Annotated in this window: 20 protein-coding genes and 2 pseudogenes; 9 read left to right on the top strand and 13 right to left on the bottom strand. The window is 69.1% G+C overall.

The genetic code is table 11. The annotated features are described in order from the left end of the window. Positions 1 to 34: 34 nt before the first annotated feature. A complete protein-coding gene (locus C468_RS11995) occupies positions 35 to 1,009 on the bottom strand; it encodes a transcription initiation factor IIB (RefSeq protein ID WP_008849161.1) in 975 nt (324 codons plus the stop codon). Positions 1,010 to 1,198: 189 nt separating this feature from the next. Here C468_RS11995 and C468_RS12000 point away from each other — a divergent pair, with 189 nt between their 5' ends. Further along, positions 1,199 to 1,975, top strand: a complete 777-nt coding sequence (locus C468_RS12000) for a cobalamin-binding protein (protein ID WP_008849162.1) — start codon at positions 1,199 to 1,201, stop codon at positions 1,973 to 1,975. A 47-nt stretch (positions 1,976 to 2,022) separates the two neighbouring features. On the opposite strand, the pseudogene C468_RS12005 reads toward C468_RS12000, so the two are convergent. Beyond that, a pseudogene (locus C468_RS12005) lies at positions 2,023 to 3,365 on the bottom strand (RNA-guided endonuclease InsQ/TnpB family protein). Between the two features lie 286 nt (positions 3,366 to 3,651). Here C468_RS12005 and C468_RS12010 point away from each other — a divergent pair. After that, the gene (locus tag C468_RS12010) at positions 3,652 to 4,212 is read left to right on the top strand and encodes a DUF84 family protein (RefSeq protein ID WP_008849165.1); all 561 of its coding nucleotides are present in this window, start codon (positions 3,652 to 3,654) and stop codon (positions 4,210 to 4,212) included. Positions 4,213 to 4,382: 170 nt separating this feature from the next. Continuing rightward, entirely contained in the window at positions 4,383 to 4,637 is a 255-nt protein-coding gene (locus tag C468_RS12015; RefSeq protein ID WP_008849166.1) for a DUF7123 family protein, read from the top strand. Positions 4,638 to 4,679: 42 nt separating this feature from the next. Here the strand turns inward: C468_RS12015 and C468_RS12020 are convergent, their stop codons facing one another. From C468_RS12020 to C468_RS12035, 4 genes and pseudogenes are all read right to left on the bottom strand, one after another. Then, entirely contained in the window at positions 4,680 to 5,297 is a 618-nt protein-coding gene (locus C468_RS12020; protein WP_008849167.1) for a winged helix-turn-helix transcriptional regulator, read from the bottom strand. Positions 5,298 to 5,410: 113 nt separating this feature from the next. Next, a pseudogene (locus tag C468_RS12025) lies at positions 5,411 to 6,503 on the bottom strand (SPFH domain-containing protein). Between the two features lie 96 nt (positions 6,504 to 6,599). Beyond that, entirely contained in the window at positions 6,600 to 7,040 is a 441-nt protein-coding gene (locus C468_RS12030; RefSeq protein ID WP_008849169.1) for an SRPBCC family protein, read from the bottom strand. 28 nt (positions 7,041 to 7,068) lie between these two features. After that, complete coding sequence (locus C468_RS12035) at positions 7,069 to 9,075, bottom strand: bacterio-opsin activator domain-containing protein (protein ID WP_008849170.1); 2,007 nt, start codon at positions 9,073 to 9,075, stop codon at positions 7,069 to 7,071. Between the two features lie 111 nt (positions 9,076 to 9,186). Here C468_RS12035 and C468_RS12040 point away from each other — a divergent pair, with 111 nt between their 5' ends. Beyond that, positions 9,187 to 9,981, top strand: coding sequence for a protein sorting system archaetidylserine synthase (locus C468_RS12040; protein WP_049912205.1), 795 nt, complete (start codon positions 9,187 to 9,189; stop codon positions 9,979 to 9,981). 78 nt (positions 9,982 to 10,059) lie between these two features. Here the strand turns inward: C468_RS12040 and psmB are convergent, their stop codons facing one another. Further along, positions 10,060 to 10,791, bottom strand: coding sequence for an archaeal proteasome endopeptidase complex subunit beta (psmB, locus tag C468_RS12045; protein WP_008849172.1), 732 nt, complete (start codon positions 10,789 to 10,791; stop codon positions 10,060 to 10,062). Positions 10,792 to 11,095: 304 nt separating this feature from the next. Next, positions 11,096 to 11,269 carry a hypothetical protein gene (locus C468_RS18690; RefSeq protein ID WP_008849173.1) on the bottom strand — a complete coding sequence of 58 codons (174 nt, stop codon included), beginning with the start codon at positions 11,267 to 11,269 and terminating at the stop codon, positions 11,096 to 11,098. A gap of 360 nt (positions 11,270 to 11,629) precedes the next feature. Between C468_RS18690 and C468_RS12050 the strand changes: the two genes are divergently transcribed. Continuing rightward, entirely contained in the window at positions 11,630 to 12,367 is a 738-nt protein-coding gene (locus tag C468_RS12050; protein ID WP_008849174.1) for a uracil-DNA glycosylase family protein, read from the top strand. A gap of 338 nt (positions 12,368 to 12,705) precedes the next feature. Here C468_RS12050 and C468_RS12055 read toward each other — a convergent pair whose 3' ends face one another. Beyond that, positions 12,706 to 13,875, bottom strand: a complete 1,170-nt coding sequence (locus tag C468_RS12055) for an asparagine synthase C-terminal domain-containing protein (protein ID WP_049912206.1) — start codon at positions 13,873 to 13,875, stop codon at positions 12,706 to 12,708. Positions 13,876 to 13,880: 5 nt separating this feature from the next. After that, positions 13,881 to 14,564 (bottom strand): PHP domain-containing protein, encoded by a 684-nt coding sequence (locus C468_RS12060; RefSeq protein WP_008849176.1) that lies wholly within the window; start codon positions 14,562 to 14,564, stop codon positions 13,881 to 13,883. 389 nt (positions 14,565 to 14,953) lie between these two features. Here C468_RS12060 and C468_RS12065 point away from each other — a divergent pair, with 389 nt between their 5' ends. Genes C468_RS12065 through C468_RS12080 form a run of 4 tightly spaced genes read left to right on the top strand, consistent with a single transcriptional unit; the run spans position 14,954 to position 21,814 of the window. Beyond that, the gene (locus C468_RS12065) at positions 14,954 to 18,304 is read left to right on the top strand and encodes a transglutaminaseTgpA domain-containing protein (protein WP_008849177.1); all 3,351 of its coding nucleotides are present in this window, start codon (positions 14,954 to 14,956) and stop codon (positions 18,302 to 18,304) included. An 8-nt stretch (positions 18,305 to 18,312) separates the two neighbouring features. Beyond that, a complete protein-coding gene (locus tag C468_RS12070; RefSeq protein WP_241431007.1) occupies positions 18,313 to 18,972 on the top strand; it encodes a DUF7269 family protein in 660 nt (219 codons plus the stop codon). Continuing rightward, on the top strand, positions 18,969 to 20,225 hold the full coding sequence (locus C468_RS12075; RefSeq protein WP_008849179.1) for a DUF58 domain-containing protein: 1,257 nt from the start codon (positions 18,969 to 18,971) through the stop codon (positions 20,223 to 20,225). Before C468_RS12070 ends, C468_RS12075 begins: the two co-directional genes overlap by 4 nt. Before the next feature lie 26 nt (positions 20,226 to 20,251). Then, positions 20,252 to 21,814: a DUF7519 family protein gene (locus tag C468_RS12080; protein ID WP_008849180.1), complete on the top strand. Its 1,563-nt coding sequence runs from the start codon at positions 20,252 to 20,254 to the stop codon at positions 21,812 to 21,814. An 88-nt stretch (positions 21,815 to 21,902) separates the two neighbouring features. Here C468_RS12080 and C468_RS12085 read toward each other — a convergent pair whose 3' ends face one another. The 3 genes from C468_RS12085 to C468_RS12095 all read right to left on the bottom strand — a co-directional run bounded on the left by C468_RS12085 (position 21,903) and on the right by C468_RS12095 (position 24,985). After that, positions 21,903 to 22,880, bottom strand: a complete 978-nt coding sequence (locus C468_RS12085; protein ID WP_008849181.1) for an AAA family ATPase — start codon at positions 22,878 to 22,880, stop codon at positions 21,903 to 21,905. A gap of 165 nt (positions 22,881 to 23,045) precedes the next feature. After that, positions 23,046 to 23,312, bottom strand: a complete 267-nt coding sequence (locus tag C468_RS12090) for a DUF7513 family protein (protein ID WP_008849182.1) — start codon at positions 23,310 to 23,312, stop codon at positions 23,046 to 23,048. Next, a complete protein-coding gene (locus C468_RS12095; protein WP_008849183.1) occupies positions 23,309 to 24,985 on the bottom strand; it encodes a Na+/H+ antiporter NhaC family protein in 1,677 nt (558 codons plus the stop codon). The genes C468_RS12090 and C468_RS12095 overlap by 4 nt, the downstream gene beginning before the upstream one ends. Positions 24,986 to 25,137 lie beyond the last annotated feature (152 nt).

Below are 25,137 nucleotides of genomic sequence, written 5' to 3' on the forward strand. Positions count from 1 at the left end.
GGGAAGCGGAAGGCGTCGAAAAGCGCGGGGCGGCTCAGGCGACGAGGCCGTCCTCGGCCTCTAACAGCTCGTGGTACCGGTTCCGGATGGTGACCTCGCTGATGTCGGCGACCTCCGAGACCGCGGCCTGCGTCGTCTTCTCGTTGGTGAGGAGCGCGGCGGCGTAGACGGCGGCGGCCGCGAGGCCGACCGGCGACTTGCCGGAGTGGACGCCCTTCTCCTTGGCGTTGCGGAGGAGGCTCTTCGCGCGCATCTCGGACTCCTCGGAGAGCTCCAGGTCGGAGGCGAACCGCGGGACGTACTGCTCGGGGTCGGCCGGCTTCACTTCGAGCTTGAGCTCGCGGACGACGTAGCGGTACGTGCGGGCGATCTCGGCCTTCTCCACGCGGGAGACGTCGGCGATCTCGTCGAGCGAGCGGGGGACGCCGGCCATCCGGGCGGCGGCGTACACGCAGGAGGTGGAGACGCCCTCGATGGAGCGGCCGGGGAGCAGGTCCTCGTCGAGCGCGCGGCGGTAGATGACCGAGGCGGTCTCGCGGACGTTGTCCGGGAGGCCCTGCGCGCTGGCCATCCGGTCGATCTCGCCGAGCGCCTGCTTCAGGTTGCGCTCCTTCGAGTCGCGGGTGCGGAACCGCTCGTTCCACTTGCGGAGCCGCTGCATCTTCTGGCGCTGGCGCGCGCCGAGCGACCGGCCGTACGCGTCCTTGTCGCGCCAGTCGATGTTCGTCGAGAGCCCCTTGTCGTGCATCGTGTTCGTCGTCGGGGCGCCGACGCGGCTCTTCTCGTCCTTCTCGCGGGAGTCGAACGCGCGCCACTCCGGCCCGCGGTCGACCGAGTCCGCCTCGACGACGAGCCCGCAGTCGGCGCAGACGCTCTCGCCGTGCTCCTCGTCGTTGATGACGTTCCCGCCGCACTCCGGACAGTTCAGCGTCTCGTCGGTCTGTTCCGATTCCGTCTCGTCGGTCTCTGTTCGGGAGCGACTCCCCCGCGTGTGTATTCGTTCACTCATGGCTAAACCCCCTCTCGGTAACTGAACACGGTCCGAGAGCGATCTTGTCCGATAGACGGCGGAACCGAACTTAAAACGACCGGAACGTGTCGCCGGAAACCCGACGAAAGGACACGATCTATCACGTGTTTTCGGAGATCGAGCACGAGGACCGAAACGCTTGGGCCGGCGGCGCGCGATCCGTTCTCCATGACCGATCTCCGCGTCGTCTCGCTGGCGCCGAGCGCGACGGCGACCGTGGCCGCGATCGGCGCCGCCGAGGCGCTCGTCGGCGTCACTCACCACTGCGATCCCCCGGCGGACGCGGGCGCCGCGCACGGGACGGACTCCCCCGCTCCCGTCGGCGGGTGGCTGAACCCCGACCTCGACCGCGTCGCCGCTCTCGACCCCGACGCCGTCCTCACCAGCGACGGGTTACAGGCCGACCTCGCGGACGACTGCCGCGAGCGCGGGCTCCCCGTCCGCCACCGCGAGCCCGCGACGCTCGACGAGGCGATCGCGACCTTCGCCGCCCGCGGCGCCGACGTGGGGCGACCGGAGGCCGGCGAGCGCCTCGCCGCCGACGCCCGAGCGCGCCTCGACCGGGTCGCCGACGCGGTCGCGGACCGCCCGCGGCCGACCGTCTACTGCGAGGAGTGGTCGGACCCCCCGATGGCCGCCGGCAACTGGGTGCCCGACGCCGTGCGCGCCGCTGGCGGTCGGTACCCGTTCGTCGACCCCGGCGAACGCTCCCGCGAGGTCGACCTCGCGAGCGTTGAGGCGGCGGACCCCGACCACGTCGTCGTCCACGTCTGCGGTCACGGGGACCGGATCGATCCCGCGAGCGTCGAGGGCCGCGACTGGGCCGTCGACGCCCCTGTCCACGTGATCGACGACTCGCTGTTGAACCAGCCGAGCCCCGCCCTGATCGACGGCGTCGAGCGGCTGGCCGGCCTGTTCCACCCCGACATCGAGACCTATTCTTGACGTCCTCCCACGGCTAAAGCAGTGCAATTCCTCTCGTGGGATATTGGCTATGCCGTCTCCCCAGAGGCAACTTTCCCATCAGTCTCGATGGTACACCGGTCTGTGCGCACTTCTTTGGGACTGTCGTGAGGGTGTGGTTGCCCCGACCAGTCGTGGTCGTCCCACTCGAATCGCACGGGCCGTGCCATCAGCCTGACTTCTTGCTCGGTCTGCCGCTCAAGGAACGTCTGTGACGCCGTGAGATCTGCGTGTCCCTCAAACCCGCACGGACACGTCAGCGTATCCTGATGCCGCGTGGTTCGATCCGTCGACCCACACTGCGGACATTCCTGACTCGTCCACGCTTCTGACTGAACTTCGATCGAAATACCGTACTCTTCGGCGGTACAAGCCAGTCGGTCCACGAATTTCCTGAACGCCCAGAAATTGTGCGTCTTGGCGTTCACCTCGACGAACCAGTGCGTCTCCAGCACGCCAGTCAATTCACCGATATACACTGTGTCGACACCGTCGGCGTACACCCGTTCGATCACGTCACGACACAACGCTTCTTGAGCGTGATCGCGGCGACGGGTGCGCTTGTGATACAGTCGCCGGATACGTTCGCTGCTGTATCTGCCGTCTTCGAGTTTGGACTGTAACCGGGCGATTTCTCGTGTCGTCTCGCGAAAGCGAGCGAACAAGTCTTGACCTCGGTACAGATATTGTTCCCCGGTTGTCGTGGTACAGGCGACAAGATTGTTCGCACCAATGTCCAGAGCGGCCGTTTCATCGGCCAGTGGAGTTGCCCGTATCTCGTCAGAAACAGTCACGGGCTGCGAGGCTCGGAAGGTGCGATCAGTCTCGTCGTACCACAGGTCCAACCGACCTTGTTTCTCGTAGTCGGGCCAATTCGGATCGCCAGCGATTTCGAGTCGGAGACGCCCGGTATGCTCGTATCGATCTTTCAATTCGCTTCCGACCAGTATATCGAGTCGGGAGCGGTCGCCCCATTCGATGGTGTACGACGTGTTGCGAATGACGGTCTTGAGCTGACGGCCGTCATCCTCGTTTCCACGGAACCTCGGTGGTTCAGGGTCTTGCGTGACGGAAGTGTTTGAGCTGTCGTGGTACTGGTTTTTAAATGGAAGAACCCGCGCCACGCCTCGCTGTTCTTCCGTATCACCTGTTGGGCGGTGGACGCGCCGAGTACGCCTTTATATTTGCCTTCGAGGTGGCCTGTATCGGCGTTCCACACGTCGCCTTCGAACCCGTCTTCGTCGTTGTACCGCATGAGGCGCTGATAATTGACTTCGTTCCGGAGAGCGGCGGAAGCGTCCAAGAGGTCTCGTAGCAGCTGCTCTCCGTTCTCGGAAAGCGGCTGTACTGCGAACGTATTGGTGCGCTTCACGACGGTAGATTATTATACTTTTAGTCTTAAAGTCTTTTTGTCATGCGTCCTAACATAGACATTTCGCACACGCTTGGTGGCCGAGTTAAGGACTACGCGGAAGCGAACGATCTGGGACTCTCAGAGGCATACACCGAAGTGCTAGAGGCAGGATTGGATAAATTGGAGAGTTGAATATCCAGCAAAGCGTAGTGCGCACGTGTTACCGCAGTTGTCGGATTCACCCCACGGCTAAAGCCGTGGGCTCTCTCCTTGTTTATTTGTAGCCCGCCGCGCGACCACGGGTATGCGAGTTGGCGTCGGCAGCGGCAACCCGGTGAAGCGGCGCGCGGTCGAACAGGTCCTCGAGTCGTCGCGAGGGGCGGACCTCGTCGACCAGTCCGGCGAGGGGCCGACGGCCGTCACGGTCGAGTCGGTCCCCGTCCCGTCGGGCGTGAGCGAACAGCCGGCCGGCCACCCCGAGACGATCGCCGGCGCGGAGAACCGGGCCGCGGCCGTCCTCGACGCGGAGCCCGACACGTACGATCTCGCGGTCGGCATCGAGGGCGGCGTCGCGGGGTTCGACGGCGCGGACGAGGTCTTTCTCGTCATGTGGGCGGCGGTCTCGGACGGGTCGCGAGTCGGTCGCGGCGCGGGTCCGAGCCTCGAACTCCCGAGAGACGTCGCCGCGCGGATCGCCGGCGGCGAGGAGCTCGGCCCCGTGATGGACGACGTCCTCGACACGGAGGGAATCGCGAGGCGCGGCGGCGCCGCGGGCGCGCTCACGAACGGCCGCGTGGACCGCGCGGACGCCCTCGCGACGGCGGTCGCGGGCGCTCTCGGCCCGTTCGTCTCCGACCTGTACTGACCCGGCACGGATCGCTTTCGACCGGACGGGGATCGACGTTCGAGGATCGTACCGAAACCCGACGCACGTCTCCCCCCGTCCGACCCCGCTCACGGGGAAAAACCGCATGACAGCGGCGTGTTAACCCCGTCTACCAACCGCCTTATGAGGGGAGACGACCTGTACCGGGTATGAGCACGGTCCAACCCGACGCGGTCGCCGTCGAGTCCGCCGGCCTCTCCGCGAAACAGGCGCGTATCCTGCGGTACCTCCGCGAGAACGCCGCGGATCAGACGTACTTCAAGTCGCGGCTGATCGCCGACGAGCTCGACCTCTCGGCGAAGGAGGTCGGCGCGAACATGGGCGCGGTCGCCAGCGCGGCCGCCGACATCGACGTCGAAAAATGGGGGTACTCGTCGGGGACGACGTGGATGGTCACGACCTGAAAACGGCCGGAAGGGGGCGATTCGACCCGGTGAGCGGCCGGTCTACGGGTCGTACGCGACCAGCGACGCCGCGTCGTCCGCGAATGCGACCGCCTCGGCGTCGAAGGAGTCGGCGTATCGGACCACGAGCGTGAGCAGCCGCTCCGGCTCGGTGAGCGCGTACCCGTCGGTCCGGTCGAGGAGGCCGGCCGCTTCGAGGTCGGCGGCGGCGGTGCTCACCGTCGGCCGAGAGACGCCGAGTTCGGCGGCCAGGTCCGCGCCCGTCGCCGCCGGGTCGCGCAGCAGCGCGAGGACCATCCCGCGGGGCGTGTCGCGCCGGAGGTACCCGAGCGCGCGCTTGTCGAGGTCGTCGAACCTGGCGGCGGGGAAGTACCGGCGGTAGTCGGCGTCCTTCGTCGACTCGATCTCGCCCGCCTCCTCCAGCTTCCGGAGGTGGTACTGCGCCTCGCCGGTGCCGAGCCGGAGGTCGTCCCGGAGCTTCGAGAAGTGGGCGCCGGGCGTCGTCGGCACGTACCCGCGGATCGCCTCGCGGGTCTCGTTCGCGTCGCCCCCCTCGTCTTCCGACTCGGCGCTCGCGGCCCCGACGAACGGCGCGGCCGCTCCGATGGCGGCGAACCGCCGGAGCGTCTCGCGTTTCCGTCCGTCGATTCCGTCTGTCACGGCGCGTACTAGTCGTCGCCCCGACAAAAACACTTCGTTCGGCGGTACTGGACGGTCTCGCGCGCCCGGCGGCGGTTACGAAGTCGTTACCGACGGCGTCGACGAGGCCCGGGTCAGCTCTCGCGTTCGGTCTCCACCTCGCCGTCGACGGCTTCCTCGTCCATCTCTTGGATGACCTCGTCGGCCGACTTGATGTCCGCGCCGGCGCCGGCTTTGACCGCCTCGGCCTCCTTCTCCAACTCCTCGACGTCCATCTCCGCCGACTCCTCGATCTGACCGAGTATCTCGTCGATGTCGTCGAGCCCGAGCATCTTTCGGGTGTCGGCGTCGAACTCCTGTCCCTCCAGCCCCTCCATCTGCTGGACGTCGGAGCCGGAGAGCGCCTTGCCGTAGCGGCCGACGAGGCTGGNNNTCTAGGGTCTCCATCCCGCGCTCGATGATGGCGCGCTCGCCCATCGACTCGGCCGAGCGGGCGCGCAGCACCGTCGAGATCGCGTCCCCCTGCGCCTCGAGGATCTGTGACTGTTTCTCCCCCTGCGCGCGGATGATGTTCGACTGCTTGTCCCCCTCCGCCTGCTCGACCGCGGAGCGGCGTTCCCCCTGCGCCTCGAGGATCATCGCGCGGCGGCGGCGCTCGGCGGAGGTCTGCTGCTCCATCGCCTGCTGGACGTCCTTCGAGGGGTTGACCTCGCGGACCTCGACGCTCTCGACGCGGATCCCCCACTCGTCTGTCGGCTCGTCCAGCTCCTTCCGGATCTTCGCGTTGATCTCTTGGCGCTTGTTCAGCGTGTCGTCGAGCTCCATGTCGCCGAGGACGGCGCGGAGGGTCGTCTGCGCGAGGTTCGAGACGGCCTTCTTGTAGTCGTCGACCTCCAGAAACGCCTTCTTGGCGTCCATCACTTTGATGTAGACGACCGCGTCCGCCGTCACCGGCGAGTTGTCCCGCGTGATCGCCTCCTGGCGGGGAACGTCCAGCGTCTGCGTCCGCATGTCGAACGCGTACGTGCGGGATACGAACGGCGGGATGAGGTTGATACCCGGTTCCAGTAGCTTCCGGTACTCGCCGAACACCGTGAGCGTCTTCTTCTCGTAGGCGTCGACGATCTCGAACGACTGCCAGAGGGTGACGACCACGAGCAGCAGGAAGAGCAGGCCGACACTCACGAGACCGAAGCCGAAACCGAATTGGAGGGAGATCGGATCCATACCCTGAGATTAGGCCAAGCCGTTCTTAATACTTCGCCCGAATGAGGGCTCGTTCCGCCGATTCCGGCGCGGGCCGTGAACCTCTCCCGCCGCCCGTCAGTCGGCGCCGGTCGCGAACCGCTCCGCGACGGCATCGAGCGTCGCCCGGACCTGCCGCTCGTTGAACCGGCGGACGACCGGCTCGCCGAGGGCGGTCAGCGCGTTTTCCGGGAGGTCGTACTCTGCCGCGTAGGTCAGTCTCGTCCCGCCGTCCGCGGGCTCGAACGTCAGGTCGATCGTCCCCGTCAGCCGGCCGCGGAGCTCGAAGGTCATCCGTTCGTTCGGCTCGTGGACCGTCTGGACGATCTCGCCGTCGATTCCGAGGCCGGCCATCCGGTAGGTGTACGCCAGTCGCTTCCCGCCGTTCGAGAGCCGCTCGACGTCCCTGACGTCTTCGAGTCGGGGCGTGACGGCGGCGTGGTTGCGGGGGTCGTCGAGGAAGGCGAACACCGATTCGACGTCGGCGTCTATCTCGGCGGAGTCGCGCGCGGTGAACATGGGATTGGGTATCGAGCTGATCGGCGCCTCAGTTCCGCGACCGCGGGTTGACGTACGCCTCGACCAACTTGCGCTCTGCCGCCCGGAGGTGCTGGTGGAACGTCTGTCTGGTGATCCCCATCTGCTCGGCGATCTCCGAGCCGTCGACCGGGCGGGGCCACTCGAAGTACCCGTTCAGCTCCGCGGTCCGCAGCGCCGCCCGCTGTCTGTCGGTGAGTCGGTCGTCCACGGCGCCCGCGAACTCGGTCAGGCTCCGGTCGCGGTTCTCCCGCTCGCACCGCGACCGGAGCGTCACGCCCTCGTACTCCGACCGGAACACGTCGAGCACCCGTCTCACGTCCTGCTCGGGCCGCGTTTCGAGCGTCACGTCTGCGCCCTCGGGGCGGGCGGTGACCGACACCACGACCACCCCGTACTCGGCGAGTCGCGTCAGGGGCGGCGCCTCCGTCAGCGTGACCGCCGCGGTGAGGTGTTCGTCGCCGTCGTCGGAGACGGAGCGGACCTCCTCGACGAAGGGGAGGTCGCCGACGGCGTCGACGCCGGCTTCGGGCGACTCGACGTGGACGTACAGCTCGCAGGCGTCGTCGTCGAGCCGCGTGGTCCCGAGGTGCTCGACCGTCCCCCCCACGGCGGCCGCGACCTGCGAGAGCGAGAACGAGGGGTCGTCGATCCCGACGCGGAGTTCGACGACGCGGTCGGTGGTGAGGATCTGGGTCGTTTCGACCGAGTGGAGCCCGTTCGCGATCATCTTTCCGACGGATTCGCACACCCGTCGCTCGCGGCGGCCGAGCGGGTCCTCCTCGTCGCCGTAGATCCCGAGCAGCCCGTATCGGCGGTCCCCGTACGTGATCGGTGCGACGACGAGCCGCCGACCGCCGACCGCGCCCGGCGCGAGCCGCCCGTCGCCCCCCGTCCCCGCGGCGCACTCCGTCGCCTCGTTCGCGTCCGCGGCACACCGGACCGCCGACGGGACTTCGTCGAGCGGAATCGACGTTCCCGGCTCGACCGCGACGCCGCTTGCGGCGGTGATGTCAAGCTGACCGGTGGCCGACGAGACCTCTGCGATCCAGCCGCCGGTGTACCCCTGCTCGGCGGCGATCTCCTCGCAGACGCGCTCGGCGATCGACTCGGCGTCTTCGCCCTCCACGAGGATCCGGGTGATGTCGCTGAGGAGTCCGTTCACGCGGCCGAGCACCCTGTCGAGCGCCTGTCGCTCGCTCGCGAGCTTCTCGGCGCGCTCCTCGGCGAGCCGCTCCGCGTTCTTCCGGTCGGTCACGTCGTTCTGGAACCCGACGTAGTGGGCGATCTCGCCGTCGTCGTCGTACACCGGCGCGACCGTGAGCTCGTTCCAGAACGGGGTGCCGTCTTTCCGGTAGTTGCGGATCTCGACGGTGATCTCCTCGTTGTCCGCGACCGCCTTCGCGATCCGCTCGACGGTTTCCGGGTCCGTTCCCGGCCCTTGGAGGAACCGCGGGTTCCGGCCGAGCGCCTCCTCGATCGGATACCCCGTGTGGTCGACCCACGCCTCGTTGGCGTACACCAGCGGGTAGTCGGGGAGGTCCGGATCGCTGATGCTGACGCCGACCGGCGCCTCGGCCACCGCCCGCTTCATCTCCGTTGCGGACGGCTTGTGGTCCGAGACGTCCTGCCGCGCGCCAGGCGGGGGGCCGTCGGTACAGCGGGTCGAGACGTCCGAAACCAGCCGATCGATCGACCCGGTGCCGTTCCTGTGGCGGACTTCCGCGATGCCGCGTTCGCGGGCGTCGGCCGCGCGGGCCTCCTCGTCGTCGGCGGTGAACAGCACGACGGGGACCTCGAGGTCCGCGTCCGCGATCGCCTCCGCCAGCGAGACGCCGTCGTCGCCCGGCAGCGCCTGCTCGCTGATGACGTAGTCGTACGTCGCCGTGGTCGCTTCGGCGACTGCCGCGGTGGCGGTGTGGACCGTCGTCACGTCGAACCCGGCGGCGTCGAACGCCGATTCGAGCGGGCCGATTCCGTCCTCCGGATGTACTAAGAGGGTTCGAGGGGACGACATACCCCTCGTTGGTCGCCTGTGGGATTAAGCGTGGTGTCGGTGAGGACGCTCCGGGGGCGCGGCGTTCCGGAGATAACAAACCCTAAACCCCGCCTCGGCGACCGATCCCGTATGCATTTGCGGTTCGTCGGGCGGCTCGGGCTCGCAGACGCGGTGACGGTGGCGAACGCGGCGGTCGGGTTCCTCGCTGTCGTCGCCGCCGCCGTCGACGTCCGGCTTGCGGCCCGCCTCATTCTGCTCGCCGCGGTCGCGGACGGGCTCGACGGGGTCGTGGCCCGCCACCGCGGGTCGACCGACGCCGGGCCGTACCTCGACTCGCTGGCTGACGTGGCCTCGTTCGGCGTCGCGCCCGCCGCGCTCGTGGCGTTCGTCCTCCTCGAGGCGCGGACGTTCGCCGCCGCCCCGGTCTTCGTCGCCGCCGGCCTCGGCGTCGCGGCCCTGTTCGTCTCGATGGCGGTCGCTCGGCTCGGGATGTACACCGCCTACGACGCCGACGAGCGCGAGACGGTGGGCGTGCCGACGACGCTGGCGGCCACGGTCCTCGCCGCGGCCGTCATCGCCGGCTACACCGCTCCCGCGCTGCTCCTCGCGGCGACCGCCGCGTTCGCTCTACTGATGGGGTCGACGGTCACGTACCCCGACCTCCACGCGCAGGACGCGCTCGTGATGGGGGTCGTGCAGGCGGCCGTGATCCTCACGCCGGTCGGCCACATGGCCACGTCCCTCCTCCCCGCGTGGATCGGCGAGGGATTCGCGTTCGCGCTGCTGTTCCTCGCCGTCGGCTACCTCGTCCTCGGTCCGCGGTTCTACTGGGGCGACGGGATCCGGTCGCCGAACGACGTGGAGAGCGCGGCGGAAGCGACCGACGCGACGGACGCCGACGCCGTCGAAGACCGCGGCGCCTAGGCTGTCGCCGTAACGCGGGACGGGAGTACGGATCGGAACAGACCGCAGAACGGAGTCGGGGAGGTCCCCCGGAACGCCTTACAGGAGGTCGCCGAAGTCCTTGTAGCGGCTGATGTCGACGCCGTCCTCGGTGACGACGGCGACGTTGATCCCGTTACCGGACGCGAGGTCGCGCTCGACGGCGGACTGGATCGCCTTCGCGGCGATCTCGGTGGCCTCGTCGACGGTCACGTCGTCGTGGTACTCCTGTTCGAGGACACCGAGGGCGTACTGAGAGCCGGAGCCGGTGACGGTGTACTCCTCCTCGGTCGTGCCGCCGAGGGCGTCGATGGAGTAGATGTGGGCGCCCTCGTCGTCGACGCCGCCGAGGATCGGCTGGACGATGTAGAACGCGCCGGAGCGGAGGAGGTTCCCGGTGAGCGTCGACAGCGCCTCCATGGTCATGTCCTTGCCGCGGCGGGTCTCGTAGAGGCTCGTCTCGGCCTTCAGCGTCGAGATGAGGCTCTGGGCGGCGGAGACGGAGCCGGCGATGGTCAGCGCGCCGCGGGGGTGGACCTCCTCGACCTTCTGGACGTCCTTCGAGGAGACCATGCCGCCGAGGGAGGCACGCATGTCGGTCGCCATCACGACGCCGTCGGCGGTCTTGATGCCAACGGTCGTGGTCCCGGTCTTCATCTCGCCCTCGCCGTCGGCCTGCGCCGCGCGGCGTTCGCTGTGTTCGAACTCGCCGATCTCCGGTCCGAAGACGGGCTGGTCGCGGCCTAACTCCTCGGCCGGTCCGTCGGAGAGGTCGCCTGTCGGTGTTCGCATTACGCCTTCGTTGGCCCGGCGCGCTGATAAAGGCAACCCTTCGGGGACCGACCGCCGGTTCCGACGGGTCTATTCGTCGGCGCTCGCCTCGACGCCGTTTATAACTGAGCCGGTGCCCGGATCGGCGCCCGACCGGCGGTGTCGCTTCCGGCTCGACGGTCTTTCGATCTCGCGCGAACTGACCGCTCGGGCCGGTGTGCTGTCAGTACGTAGTGGTTTTATAAACCTCGGTCAGCGCCGAAACGGCGACGCCCCCGCGAGGGGACGTACAGAAAACGAGTCACTCACAGCGACGCCGACGTGATCACTCGTCGGTGGCCTCGTACGCCTCGCCGGTGGTCTCGACGAGCCGGCCGATGGGGACGTTGATACCGAGTTGCTTACGAGCGAAGACGGCCACCGGAAACAGCGAGATTCCGGCGGCGACGGTCGCTTGGTGCAGCCCGAAGAGGGCCGCCGTACGGATGCGGTCGAACATGGGTCTTCGAGCGACCGGAACAGTGGTGTATATAAATATCTTCTGTCCGGTTGCCAGTCGTGCCCCCGGCGCAGTCATGCGGTTTCCGATCGTTAATTAACGTTCCTGAAATATCTGCGCCGCGTCGGCGATCCCGGGATATCGACGGCGCGACAGACGGGGCTCGTTTCCATAACTTATGAGAATTCACCGTGGCTCGTGCGCTTCGCGTTGGGGCGTCGATGAGCCCTATGAGCCTCGTTCTCGACCCTCGTGTTCCTCGTTGGCTGTCCTCATGTCTCTAGTTGTCGGCCCTCGGCCCTCACTGCCGACCGTTCCGGACCGAACGGGATATAACCGGTCCGCCGCGTATCACGCGGCGTGCAGAACGTCACGGACAGAACGCGGAACCCGTTCGGGATGCGCCCGGACTGCGAGTCGTACGTCCCAGGATACGGCGACGCCAACGCCGACTTCCACGTGGTCGGCGACCACCCCGGGGTCCACGGCGGCGCGGCGACCGGGATCCCGTTCACCGGCGAGCCGTGGTCGACCGCGTTCCTCTCCGCGCTGGTCGAGGGAGGTCTGATCGCGGGGTTCGACGACCCGCAGGACGGCAACCCAGCGGACGACCCGCAGGACGGCAACCCAGCGGACGACCCGCAGGACGGCAACCCAGCGGACGACCCGGTTGACGACGACCGGACCGCCGCTCCGATCGTCACCGACCGGGCCTTCTTCTCGTACCTCCACATGTGCGTTCCCGAGGGTGCCCCGGACGCGGCGTCGTACGACGACATGGAGCGGTTCTTCGACGCGGAGCTCCGGGCGATCGCCGCCCACGTCCTCCTCCCGGTCGGCGCCCGCGCGACCGACCACGTCCTCCGGCAGTACACCTCGCGGGCGCACAAGACGGAGATCGACATGGACGCGCTCCACGCCGAGGAGCTGCTCGGCTCCGGGTGGCTCGTCCTCCCGATCAAGGACCCCGCCGAGTGGACCGGGGACGACGGCGACCGGCTCGTCGCCGCGCTCCGCGAGCTCCAATCGACGGATTTCCGCCGGGAGAGCGACCTCGGACGCTTCATCGCCGGCAGCGATCCGTACCTCGTCAGGTGACGCACCGCGGGGCGCGAGCCGGCGTCGCCCGCCGCGCCGGTCCGCTCCGTCTGCCCCCGCGGCCCGTCCCGGTCGGATGGATGTGCGGTTCCGGCGCGTCTGTACGGTTCCGATCGGATCGTTCGGGCCGAATCCCCGCGATTTGTGTCCGAACGTCATTCGTTCGCGGGTCGCGACTGTCATATTTGTCGCTACTCCCTGAATTTTATATCGGTCCCCGTTATCCGTCAGTAGACGCCCGATCGATCGGGCGTCGGCCGTAGGACTGGTACTCCATACGGCAGCTTGGTCAGCATCGGCCCTCACGGGCCGTTTTCGCGCCGCTCGGTCCCCGCCTCCTACCTCTCCAGCAGCGCGTCGAGGTACTGCCCGACGTGGTCGTCCATACGCCGTTTGAACCCCGCCCGCCTCGCGAGCCGGTCGAGTTCCCGCGAGACGTACGTCCCGTACTGGACCGCCTTCTTGTCGGCCGTTCGGACCGATTCCGGCACGCGCCCGACCGCCGCCCGGCGGAGCGCGACCTTGCGCTCGCCGCCGCTCGCGAGCAGGTCGCCCGGCAGCGCGAGCGCGGCCGCGACGATCCGGTCGTCGAGCAGCGGCGCGACCGGCTCGACCCCGGCGGCGCGAAGCGCGAGCACGTCGCGTTCGAGCTGTCCCGGGAGCGTTCGCACGGTCTCGGTGCGCGCGCCCCGCACCGTCTCCGCCGCGACGCGGTCGTCGCCGACGGGGTCGGCCACCTTGCTGTAGCCGCCGAACAGCTCGTCGGCGCCCTGCCCCACTGCGAGCCGACCGAATCCGTCGGCCGCGGCCGCCTCCGCCGTGAGGTACAGCGGCACCGCGATCGCGGCGTCCATCGGGTTGCGCCGACCGGTCGCCGCGTCGACCTCGCGGACCGCGCGCACGAGGTCGTCGTGGGTGATCTCCACGACGCGGAGGTCCAGCTCCATCACCGCGGCGGCCTCGCGGGCGGCCGCGACGTCGTGACACCCCTCGAAGCCGGCGACGTAACACGGCGCGTCCGGGACCGCGGCGGCGACGACGCCGGAGTCGACGCCGCCGGAGAAGGCCACCGCGAGGTCGGTTCCGTCGCCTCCCGCTTCGGTCTCCCCGAGCGCGGCGTCGAGCGCCTCGTCGACCGCGGCCTGTCCGGACTCCCGGTCGACCGGCCCGCCGTCCGAGAGCGACCAGACGCGCTCGGTCCCCGCACTCGAGGCGACGGCGCCGGCCGGGACGGGTTCCGGGTCGTCGAGGTCGGTCCGGTCGAAGCTCCACGCGTCGGGGTCGGTGGGGTCATCCGCGGTCGCCGAACTCGCGGCTCCCCGCTCGACGAACAGGGGCTGGCGGCCGAGGACGTCCCGGACGAGGACCGGTCCGTCGCGGTCGGGCGGGTCGGCGAGGCGCCCGGCGAAGCCGCGGCCGCCCGGGAGGGGGTCGCGCTCGCGGAGGGCGTCGCGGACGCGCTCGGGCGGCACGCCGCGCAGGTCGGGGGAAGAGCGAGGAGCCGACATCGCGGTCAGCGGAGCGCGTCCAGCGCCCGGAGCGCGCGGCGCTTGGCGCCGCCGCCGAACTGGCGGAGCGAGACGCGCCACGGGGTCCGTTTCCCGACCACGCTGGTCCGGCCGTCGGCGATGCCGTCGAGGATCGCCTCGGCCGAGCGCTCGTCGGCCCCGACCTCGGTCACGGCCTGTCCGACCATCTCGGAGATGTGGGCGTCGCTGCCGGCGGTCATCGGGAGCCGGTTCCGGATCGCGAACTTCTCGGCCTGCCGGTTCGAGCGACCGGTGAACAGCCGGGAGTTGTACACCTCGAGGGCGTCGGCGCTCGCCAGCTGCTCGTCGGTGATGTGGGCGGCGACGCCGTGGCGGGACTTCTGGAAGGGATGGGGGACGACCGCGATCCCGCCCTGGTCGCGGATTCGGTCGAGCGTCTCGTCGAAGGGGAGCCCGCTCTCGACGCGCTCGTCGATGCCGAACGCGAGGACGTGGCCGGCCGCGCTCGTCACCTCCATGCCGACGATGCCGACGAGCCCGTAGTCGGGGGCCTTCTCGGCCGCCTCGATGCTGGCGTCGATCTCGTCGTGGTCCGTGACGGCGAGCGCGTCGAGCCCGACCCCGGCCGCCTGCTCTAAGAGGAGGTCGACCGGGTCGCGCCCGTCGTAGGACAGCGCGGAGTGCGCGTGTAGCTCGACCGATAGCACGGGCGGCAGTTCGAGGGTGGCGGTAAAAAGCAACCCGGTACGAGGCGTGTGGACCGTCACGCACAGACACCCGCCGAGACGCGAGATCCGGTCTCAGGAGACGCGGGTATGGTTGTCTCGGAGCAGCGGCCGGCCGTCCCCCGTCTACCCGCCCGCTGAAAAATCATATTTCTGATGTGTAGCGGAAACTTTGTTTTCGGCAACGCTACTCAGTCAGGGTGTTCGCTCCGTCGATCGCTGAGGGGAAGCGGTCGTCTGTAACAGTTAAATATCACGGAGAATGACTGTCTGTCAAGACGAACTGTATCGATGGTAGTCACACACACGATCCTCGAAACGGTGACAGCACGCGACGCCACTCCCGAGTTCGATGCGACGGCCGATTCTCGATGAGTTCGCGCGTCGTGGCGGTGGTGCTCGCCGCGCTCTGTCTCACGTCGGTTGCGCTGGCCGCACCGCTGATCCAACCGGACCTGGGGAGTCCGACGGAGTCCGCGACGGGCGGGGGCTCCGGCGTCGCGGAGTCGATCGAGTCCACGCTCGACGAGGCCGAGGGAGACGAGCCGCCCGAGGACCGACCCGATGGCGGCGAGGGAGGGGAGGACGGCGGGCCGTTCGACGGCGAGCGCTTCGACGCGGACGACGCCGAGCGGCTCGGCTCCGACGCGGACCCGTACACGCCGGGCGGCGCGGAGGGCGCGACGGCGTCGGGCGACGGGGACGGCGCGAACGCGTCGGGCGACGACACGGGCATGCTCCGGTACGGCGCCCTCAAAACGCCGTACTGGCGCGCCGCCACGTACGACACCTACACGGGAACTGGCTGGGAGCGGTCAACGAGCGCGTCGGCGTACGACCCGCCGTACGAGCACGACGGCGCCGCGGACCGACGGCGATACCGCGTCACCGCCGAGACGCCGATGAGCATCGTTCCGGCCCCCTACCAGCCGGTCGCCGTCGGGGGGCTCGACGACGTCGTCGTGTACGGCGACAGCTCCTTCGATCGGACCGCTCGAATGGACGCGGGCACGGAGTTCACCGTCACCAGCGACGTTCCCGAGTGGAGCTACGAGGAGCTCGAGCGCGCCGGCGACGACTACGACCCCGACGTCGTCGAGCGGTACGGCACGCCGCGCGAGGAGACGCCGGATCGGGTCCACGAGCTGACCGGCGAGATCGTCGCCGGACAGTCGACCCCCTACGGGAAGGCCGTCGCGATCGACCACTGGCTCAAAAACGAGCGCGGGTACTCGCTTGACACCCCCGAGCCGGGCGACGACGTCGTCGACGAGTTCCTCTTCGAGATGGAGTCGGGGTACTGCGTGTACTTCGCGGCGTCGATGACGGAGATGCTGCGCACGCAGGGCATCCCCGCGCGCTACGCGACGGGATACGCTCGCGCATCGATCGAGGACGGCGTCGAGGAGGTCACCGCTGACCGGGCCCACGCCTGGGTCGAGGTGTACATCGACGGCGTCGGCTGGGTGACCTTGGATCCGACGCCGCCCGAACGCGAGGACGTGCGTGCGAACGGCGGCGACGCGACGGCCACGGACGACGCCGTCGAGGCGAACGCGCGGTACGCCGTCGGGACGAATCTTCAGTCCACTGAGGACGAAGACGATGACTGGGAGACCGTCGACGCCGACGTCGAACTGCTCTCCGACCCCACCCCCGGTACGGAGGGAACGGTTCGCGTCACGCGGGGCGGGTCCCCGCTGGTGGGCCACCGCGTCAGCTACAACGGCGACGTGGTCGGACGGACCGACGCGGACGGCAACGCCACCGGAACGCTCCCGTACGCGGAGAACCTCGAGGTGACCGTCGAGGAGTACACCGCGCCCGGCGATCCGAGCGAGGACGAGCTCGAGGACGAAACCGAAGACAGCGCTGACGACGACGGCGAGGATACCGAGGACGCCGACGGAGAGGAGAGCGATGGCGAAGAAGGCGACGGTGGAGAGGCCGACGGAGAGGAGAGCGACGGCCAAGAAGGCGACGGAATGGGCGGCGAGGAGAGCGACGGCCAAGAAGGTGAGGAAACGGAAGGCGACGGCGTGTTCGACGACAGCGGGAACAGCATCGGGAGTACGAATTCGCCGGACCAGGTGGAGATCGGCGGCCCGATCTCCGAGCTCCCGACGGGGACGGTGTTCACCGTTCGCCACGGCGACGGCGGGGAGGACGGTAGAGACGATGCCTCGTCCGTTGAGACGACGGAGCGCGTGTTCGCCTCGGGGGCGTCCGCCGGACTCGTTCGGCTCGAGCAGTCGGATCCGGACGCCGGTATCTCGCTGAACACCGCCATCGACGTGACGTTCGCGGAGACGCCCCTGCACCCGGGTGACGAGGTCGACGTGACGGCGACCATCGACGGGTCGCCGGTCCCGAACGCGACTGTGACCGCCGGGGAGACGGAGACGACGACCGACGGAAACGGGGCCGCGACGGTTCCCGTTCCGTACACCGAGGAGGTTCGCGTCGAGGTCGAACGCGGCGACGCGAGCGGCGAGGCGACCGCACCGGTCGCGACCGACGCCGCCATCACCGCACTGAACGAGCCGGCGGTCGGGGGGGATCTGACCGTCGAGGTCCTCGTCGACGACCGTCCCGTCGAGGGGCTGGACGTACTCGTCGACGAGGCGGCCGTCGCGGAGACCGACGGCAACGGCACGGCGACGGTCCCGGTCGGCTACGAGGAGACGGTCGACGTGGCGGCGACGCGCGGAGCGGTGCGCGGCGCCGACACGTTCGACGTGAACACGGACCTCGACGTGGCGACCGAGGGGCTTCCGGTCCCGGGTCGGTCGGTGACGCTCACGGCGACCGCTGGCGGTGAGCCAGTCGAGGACGCCACCGTCACAACCGAGGCGGGCGAGATGACGACGGATGCGAACGGAACTGCGGCGGTCACCGTCCCGGTAGTCCCGCGATCCGAGTTGGGATACGTCGTCGAACGCGGCGACGCCGTCGCGGAGGGTGCGATCGGACTCGTCGGCGCCTGGGCCGCCATCGCCGGTATCGCGCTCGGTATCTGGGTGGCTGTGGCCCGATGGACCACCCCTCGGTCCGCGGGACGACAGGCGGCTGGCGTCCTCCGCGTCGCGGTCGAGCGGCTTTCGCGGGTTCCGCGCCGGACCGTCTCCGCAGTCATCCGCGCAGCGGTGTGGATAGGGGCGCTGCTCGCCCGCGGCGGACGCGGCACGGCGTCGACCGTCCGATCGATGCTCGCCGCGCTCGCGTCCGCCGCTCATCGAGCGGCTACCGATCTGCCGCGGTTCTTGGCGGCCACGGTGGCCGGTCTCGCGACACGCGCTCGTGGATTCGCGAGACGCATCGTCGCGTTCGCGAGGTGGCTCGCCGTCGGTCCCCGAACGTGGTGGCGGCGTCTCCGTCACGCCGGAGCGTCGGAGACCGAAGCAGCCGGTTCCGCGCAGTCGGCCGCCGGTAGACCAGCTATTGACGGTGAGGGGGGTGAGGAACCGCGGATCGACCCGCGAGTCGTCGTGATCCGCGCGTGGATCTGGCTGGTGGGCGTCGTGCGGCCCGGCGGCTCGATGACGCCCCGAGAAATCGCCGACCGCGCGACTGCGCTCGGGCTCCCCCAACGACACGTCGACCGCGTGCTGGAGGCGTTCAGGTCACTCCGGTACGCCCACCGCGAGCCCTCCCAAGACGAGGCCGAGACGGTGGCCGACGCCGAGCACTCGCTCCGGTCGGCGCGGGGTGGTGACGAGTGATCCGAGCCGTGAGCGCCGCGCTCGGGGCCCTCGTGCTCGCCGGCGGCGGCGTGCTCGCGGTCGCACCCGGCGTGCTTCCACCGGAGGTACTCGATCCCGTAACGGCCGTCGACGTCGCCGACGTCGTCGACACGGGTCTGCTCGCGGTCGCCGCGGTCGTGCTCCTGTTGGGCGGTCTCGCTCGCGTGTCGACTCGAGCGCGACCGCGCGACCCGGTGTCGGTTGAACCTCGTGACGAGAGCGATCGCGCGGTGGCGATGTCTGGGAACGACTTCGACGCGGCCGTCGCCGAGCACGACCTCTACCGCCGGGGTGCGACCGTCCCCGAGACCACGTCCGAGCCGGGACTTACCGACACGCTCGTGGCGACGCTAGCACGCCTCGAAGGCTGTTCGGAGTCCGACGCTCGCGACCTCCTCGAATCGGGGGCGTGGACCGACGACCGCGACGCAGCACTGCTGTTCGCGGCGGACCCCGACCGCACGGCAGCCGAGCGGTTCCGCGCGTGGCTTCGCCCGGAGGCGACGTTTGAGCGTCGTGTACGTGCGGCCACCGGCGAACTGGAGCGGCTCTCCCGCGAACTAAACGGCGCCAGGAATGTGGAACGCGAGCGGGACGACGGGGGGCCCGACGCCCCATCTACCGGCCGGGAGGTGGAGGCGCGATGACCGACGAGTGGCTCGTCGAGACGAGTCGACGAACGGAGGGTCTCGCGGTCGTCGGGTTGCTCGCGGTGGCGGTCGGCGCGGCAACCGGGACCGGCGCGACGCTCCTGCTCGCGGTGCCGGTGGTCGGCTTCGCGCTGTACGACCGGCTGACGACGTTAGACCCGCCGGAGTTGGTCTGCGAGCGCGAGTTGGAGACGGAACGCCCGCTACCCGGCAGGAAGGTGACGGTCATGCTCACGGTCCGCAACGAGGGCGAACGAAACGTCCCCGACCTTCGAGTGGTTGACGGCGTCCCCGGGGCGCTCTCCGTCGTCGACGGCTCCCCGCGGTCCGGACTCTCGCTCGCGCCCGGCGAGTCGGCCTCGTTCGAGTACGCGGTTCGGACGCGGCGCGGATCCTTCGAGTTCGAACCGACGACGCTCATCGCACGGAATCTGAGCGGATCGCGACGCGCTCGCCGCACCGACGCGGTCGAGACGACGATGGACTGCCGGGTCCACCCCGAGACGTACGCGCTGGACAACCGCGCGAGCCTCGTTTCGGGGATGCTCGACACCGCGCGCGGCGGCGCTGGCGTCGAGTTCCACTCGACGCGTGAGTACCACTCGACGGACCCGGCGAACCGTATTGACTGGCGTCGGCTCGCTCGAAGCGGAGACCTCACGACCGTAACCTACCGCGAATCGAAGGCCGCGACGGTTCAACTCGTGGTGGACCGCAGTCCCGGCACGGACGTGTCCTACGCCGCCGACGGCCTCACGCACGCCGAGTACGCGACCTACGCCGCCGAGATGGTGGCCGAGATGCTGCTCGGAGCCCACCACCGCGTCGGCCTGACAACGTTCGGGGACAGTCGGGATGTCATCCGGCCGTCGACCGGCGACGAGCATCGGCTCTCGCTTCGACGGCTGTTCGAGGGCCTCGACGGTGCCGGCACGGAGCGACCGGATCCGACCGCAACCGCCGACGAGGTCGCGGACGTGACTCCGAATCACACGCAGTTCACGCTCATCTCGCCGGTCGTGGACGACGAGTTCGTCGACCTCGCGACGCGACTCCGAGCACACGGCAAGAGCGTCGTCGTCCTCTCGCCGCGACAGCCCCGCGCCGAAACGGACGGACAGCGGATCCTGCTTGCTGACCGGGCGCTCCGTATCGACGATTTGCGACGAAACGGCGTAACGGTGTTCGACTGGGACACGACGGAGCCGATTCGGATCGCCCTGGAACACCGATTCGGGAGGGCAGTATGAGGGCGGAACGCCACCCGACCAGAATAATGACGGCCCTCGGTGTCGGCGTCGGGCTGCTCGCCGTCCTGCTTCCGCTTACACTGATAAACCCGGTCGTGGCGGGTGCCGCGACGTTCGCCGCGACGGTCGGCGTCGGGCTGCTCGCCGCAGGTACTGCCTCCGCCCGGCTCACCCCCTTCACCTATCTCGCCACCACTCCCTTTGTCGGCGTCGGCATCGCGCTGGCGACCGTCGGTCATGTGGACGTCGCGGCCGCGGCCGCGGATCCCGCCGCGGTGCGACGCACGCCACTCGCCGCCGGTGCGCTTGCCGGGCTCACGGGCACCGTCGCGCTGTCGCTCCTGTTCGGAAGCGCGACGCGCACCGCGACGACTCCGAACGTCCGCGCCGCGCTGGTCGCGTCGCTTCGCGTGGCCGCGCTGTTCGCGACGGCATCGGGGACCCTCTTCGCGGTGTCCCAGGCGGTCGGCGAAACAGATCTTGGCGCCGCGTTCGACCGGATCGTCGTCGGCGCGGCCGCCGCCGACCAGGGCCTGACCAGCTTCGTGGTGCTGCTCGCGTGGGCGCTGGTGGCGGCGCTCGCCGTCACCCTCCTCCGGAGTGTCGGGCGACTGACCACGACGCCGCTGGAGTCGGTCGACGCGCGGGATCCCGCCGAACTCGCCGCGGACGCCGAATCTGACACCGAGACCGAGTCGACCGGGGACAGCGACCGTCTCTCGACTGCGGTCTCGGCGTCGCTGATCGGCCTGATCGCCCTGAGCTTCCTGCAGTTGATCGGCGGCAAGCTCGTTCCGACCGAGCAGGACTCCGGACTCGCCGATCTGCTCGCGGCGAGCGACGCGTTCGGTGAGGCCGTGACCACGGAGACGGCGCTGATCGCGCTGATCGCCGCGATGGCCGCACTGGTTGCGATCCGGCTTGTCGTCGCTCTCGCCGAGTGGGCTCGCCGGCGGCACGACCGGTCCGAGCGCGTTCTCGGACCGACCCTCTCGTCCGCCGGCGTCGTCGCCGCGGTCGCGTTGGGGGTTCAGGCCGGCTCACCGCTGTATCGCCCGGCGGTCGAAGCCGAGTTGCTGGCGGCGGCGGTGCCGCCCTCGCTCGTCCGCGAACTGGTCGGAGTGCTTCCAGCGCTCGTCCTCGGAGGCGTGGCCGCTCTCGCTGCCGTCACCGCCGCGTCGCTCGTGCTGGTACGGGTCTACGCGGAAACGATCGCCCAGGGACCGGGGGACTGGCTCGTCTACCGAAACCTCGTGTTCCTGTCGAGCGCGATATCGATCGTCGCCGCGACCGTATACGGCGTTATGCCGCTTGCGGCGTTCGCCGCGATGGTGGCGGCGCTGCTGGCGTGGGACTTCCTGGAGTACGGCTACACGCTGGCGGTCGAGCTCCGAACCGGCGCGGTTCAGCCGCCGGAGATCGCTCACGTCGCCGCCAGCGCGGGGGTCGGCGTCGTGCTCGTCGGCCTCACGCTGGGCGTTCATCAGGTCGGACGCTCGTTTAGCCCGCCGACGGCGACCTCGTTCCTCGCTGTCCCGCTGCTCGTCCTCGCCGCGGCGCTGCTGCTGCTCTACTTCAACTCGGAGTAACGGGACTGCCGGGAGCCACGGGGAGACGGAGTGGAAGGAGCGGGCGTCGCAACGCGGGGAGGCGAGGCGGAGGCGCGGGCCTCCAGACCTACGCCTCGGGTGCGTCCGCCTCGCGCGGCACGTCGACGGTGTCGAGCACGTCCTTAATGATGGCGCGCTCGGCGGTCCGGTTCACGCGTGCCTCCGTCGACAACACCAGTCGGTGGGCGAGCGTCGGTTCGGCCACCCGCTTGACGTCCTCCGGGACGAGGTAGTCGCGTCCGCGGAAGGCGGCCGCCGCCCGCGACGCCTCCAGCAGGCGCTGTGTGCCGCGCGGGGAGACGCCGGTGTCGACGCGCTCGTCCTCGCGCGTCGCTCGCGAGAGGTCGACGACGTAGTCGACGAGGTCGTCGTCGACCGACACCGCCTCCGGAGCGGTTCGCAGCGCCGCCGCCGTCTCTTGATCGATCGTCTGCGTGACGCTCGGCGCGGAGGCGTACCGGTCGAGCCGACGGAACAGCAGCTCGCGCTCGCCCTCCCGGTCCGGATAGCCGATGGCGGACTTGACGAGGAAGCGGTCGAGCTGCGCCTCCGGTAGCTCGAAGGTACCCTCCTGCTCGACTGGGTTCTGGGTCGCGATCACGAAGAAGGGCGTCGGCAGGTCGTAGGTGGTCCCGTCGACGGTCACCTGACGCTCCTGCATCGCCTCCAGCAGTGCGGACTGGGTCTTCGGCGGCGCGCGGTTGATTTCGTCGGCCAACAGGACGTTGGCGAACACCGGTCCCTCGCGGAACTCGAAGGTCCCGTCGTGGTCGTTGTAGACATTACTGCCCGTGATGTCCGCTGGAAGGAGGTCCGGCGTGAACTGGATCCGGCTGAAGCTCAGCCCCATCGCCGTCGCGATACTCTCGGCGGTGATCGTCTTTCCCGTTCCCGGAACGTCCTCCAGTAGGACGTGACCGTCCGCGAGAACAGCGGTCAACACCGTCTCCAAGAACCGCTCGTCGAGGACGATCGCCGACTCGATCTCCTCGGCGAGCGCCGACACGTGGTCGGCGACGCGCTCCGGCGCGATCCGGTTCGTCACGTACGTTCCTCCTCGGTGAGGGCATCCATATTCGTACTGGCGTTCAGTCGAATTGCTGATATATGTTCCGCCTGACGGCGCGGTTCCGCTCCGATGAGCCCGTCGTTATGGCAGCGCCAGACGACCCTGTCTCTTATACACATCTCTGATGGCGCGAGGGAGNGATCAGAACGCGCTCTTTCCGACCGTCTCGCGGTACGTCCCGGTGCCGCGGTGCTCCGTCCCGTCCCACGTCTCGACCGCGACCAGCACGCGGGTGTTCAGGGCGTCGTCCGGCGCGCCCTCGATCCGGAGCGTCGAGTCGCCGATCCGGGCGACGGCCGTGTCGCCCTCCACGCCGGTGACCATCACCTCGATCACGTCGCCGGCCGCGTACTCGGGGGTCGACCCCCGGAACGACCAGCCGGCGAGGAACTTGTCGAAGCGGCTCATGCGCGCGACACCTCCTCGGAGGTGCGGTCGGGGATGTACTCACGACCGAACCCGGTGATCGCGGCCAGCAGGAAGACGATCACGAGGAACCAGCCGTGGAACACGTACGGCACGACCTCGATGGGGTTCACCACCATCTCGGGGCCGTACTCCGCGCCGAGTCCGTCGGGACCGACCATCACCTGATAGCCGACGAGGACGCCGCCGGCCCACGGAAAGATGTACCCGAGCGCCGACGTGTTCGCGTCTAAGATGTTCGCCCGTCGGTAGCCGTTGATGTTGAACTTCTCGCCGATCCGCGCGATGTACGGGGCGATCGCGATCTCCGCGGCGGTGTTGATCGTGATCATCCCGTTGATCGTCGCCGTGCCGAGCACCATCGTCAGCTCGGCCCGGCGGACGTTGGTCGCGACGGAGTTGAGCAGGAACTCCTGGATCGCTTCGAAGCCGCCGCCGCGGATCATGATCTGCGCCATCGACACGATTAGGAGGGTCAACACGATGAGCGGGAAGAACCCGGTTGCGCCCGTGTAGAGGCTCCCGCCCACGCCCGTGGTCTCGCCGACCGCGACGAACGGAAGCGAGGTGAACGTCCCGGCCTCGCTCACGGTGAACACGAGGATGTCGCTCACCGACGAGAGCCCGAACGCGAGGTTGAAGCTGACGGCAACGACGATCCCCCACGAGATCGCTTCGACGATGTGTCGGCCTGCGACCGCCGTCACGATCACGGCACCCATTGAGATCAGATGGACCAGGCCGAGCGCGGTCGCCGACTCGCGGAGCGCGGCCGACCCTTCGAGACTCGCGCCCGCCAATACTGATCCCATGATCAGGTACGCGACGAACGCGGGCACGGCGGCGACGATCGCGTACTTGAACCGCGAGGCGACGACGCCGCCGATGTCGGCGTCCTGTGTCACCGCGCTCACGATCGTCGTGTCGCTCACGGGTGCGAGGTTGTCACCGAACACGGCGCCCGATAAGATCGCGGCGAACAGCAGCACCGGATTCGCGCCGACCAGCACGCCCGCTGGGAAAAAGAGGGTCACGAACGCGATGGTGGCGCCGTACCCCGTCCCGATCCCGGTCGCGAGCAGACCACAGAGGACGAACGCGGCCGCCGGGAACGTCGAAGCACCGACGTTTAACGCGTCAGCAGCGAAAATGAGTCCATCGACAAAACCGCCGGCTTGGAGCGTGTCGGCGAACATCCCGGCCCACAGCCACGCGACGATCGCCGTGGCAGCAACGCGCTGGGTCATCCCCTCGAAGATAGTGTCCGCGTACGCCTTCCAGTTCCCACGTACGAAGAACATCCCGAGGATCGTCCCGATCAGCGCCCCGATGACGAGCCCGTCCGGGCCGCCAATTCTGAGAACGCCGCTCTGGAATATCGCCCAGACGATGAAGAAGGCGAGCGGAATGGTACTCATCCACTTCCCGCCGTAGAACGTGATCCGCGGCTCGGGGCCCGCCCCCGTCTCGGCGGGGGTGTCGAGGCCGCCGTCGGTCGCGAGTTCGCCCCCGGTCGAAGCCCCGCCGACGGTTGCACTGCCGTCGTCTGCCGTGCCGGGGGAGTCCCCGTCGGGCCGCCCGTCGCCCAACGAGGCGCTATCTGGTGGTTCGTCGCCGGTCCGATCGATCGGGTCGCCGTCGGATGGTTCGTCCATGTGTCTTTCCCAGGCGCCCGGTCATCGACGACCTACGTAAACCCTCGTGTCACGCCTCCGTTCGCGTTCCACCTCCGTTCGCGTTCCGCCTCCGTTCGCGTTCCGCCTCTGTCCCCGATCTGCCCGCCGCGCTCGCCCGGCAGGCCACAAGA

Source organism: Halorubrum kocurii JCM 14978 (assembly GCF_000337355.1).
Lineage (GTDB): Archaea > Halobacteriota > Halobacteria > Halobacteriales > Haloferacaceae > Halorubrum > Halorubrum kocurii.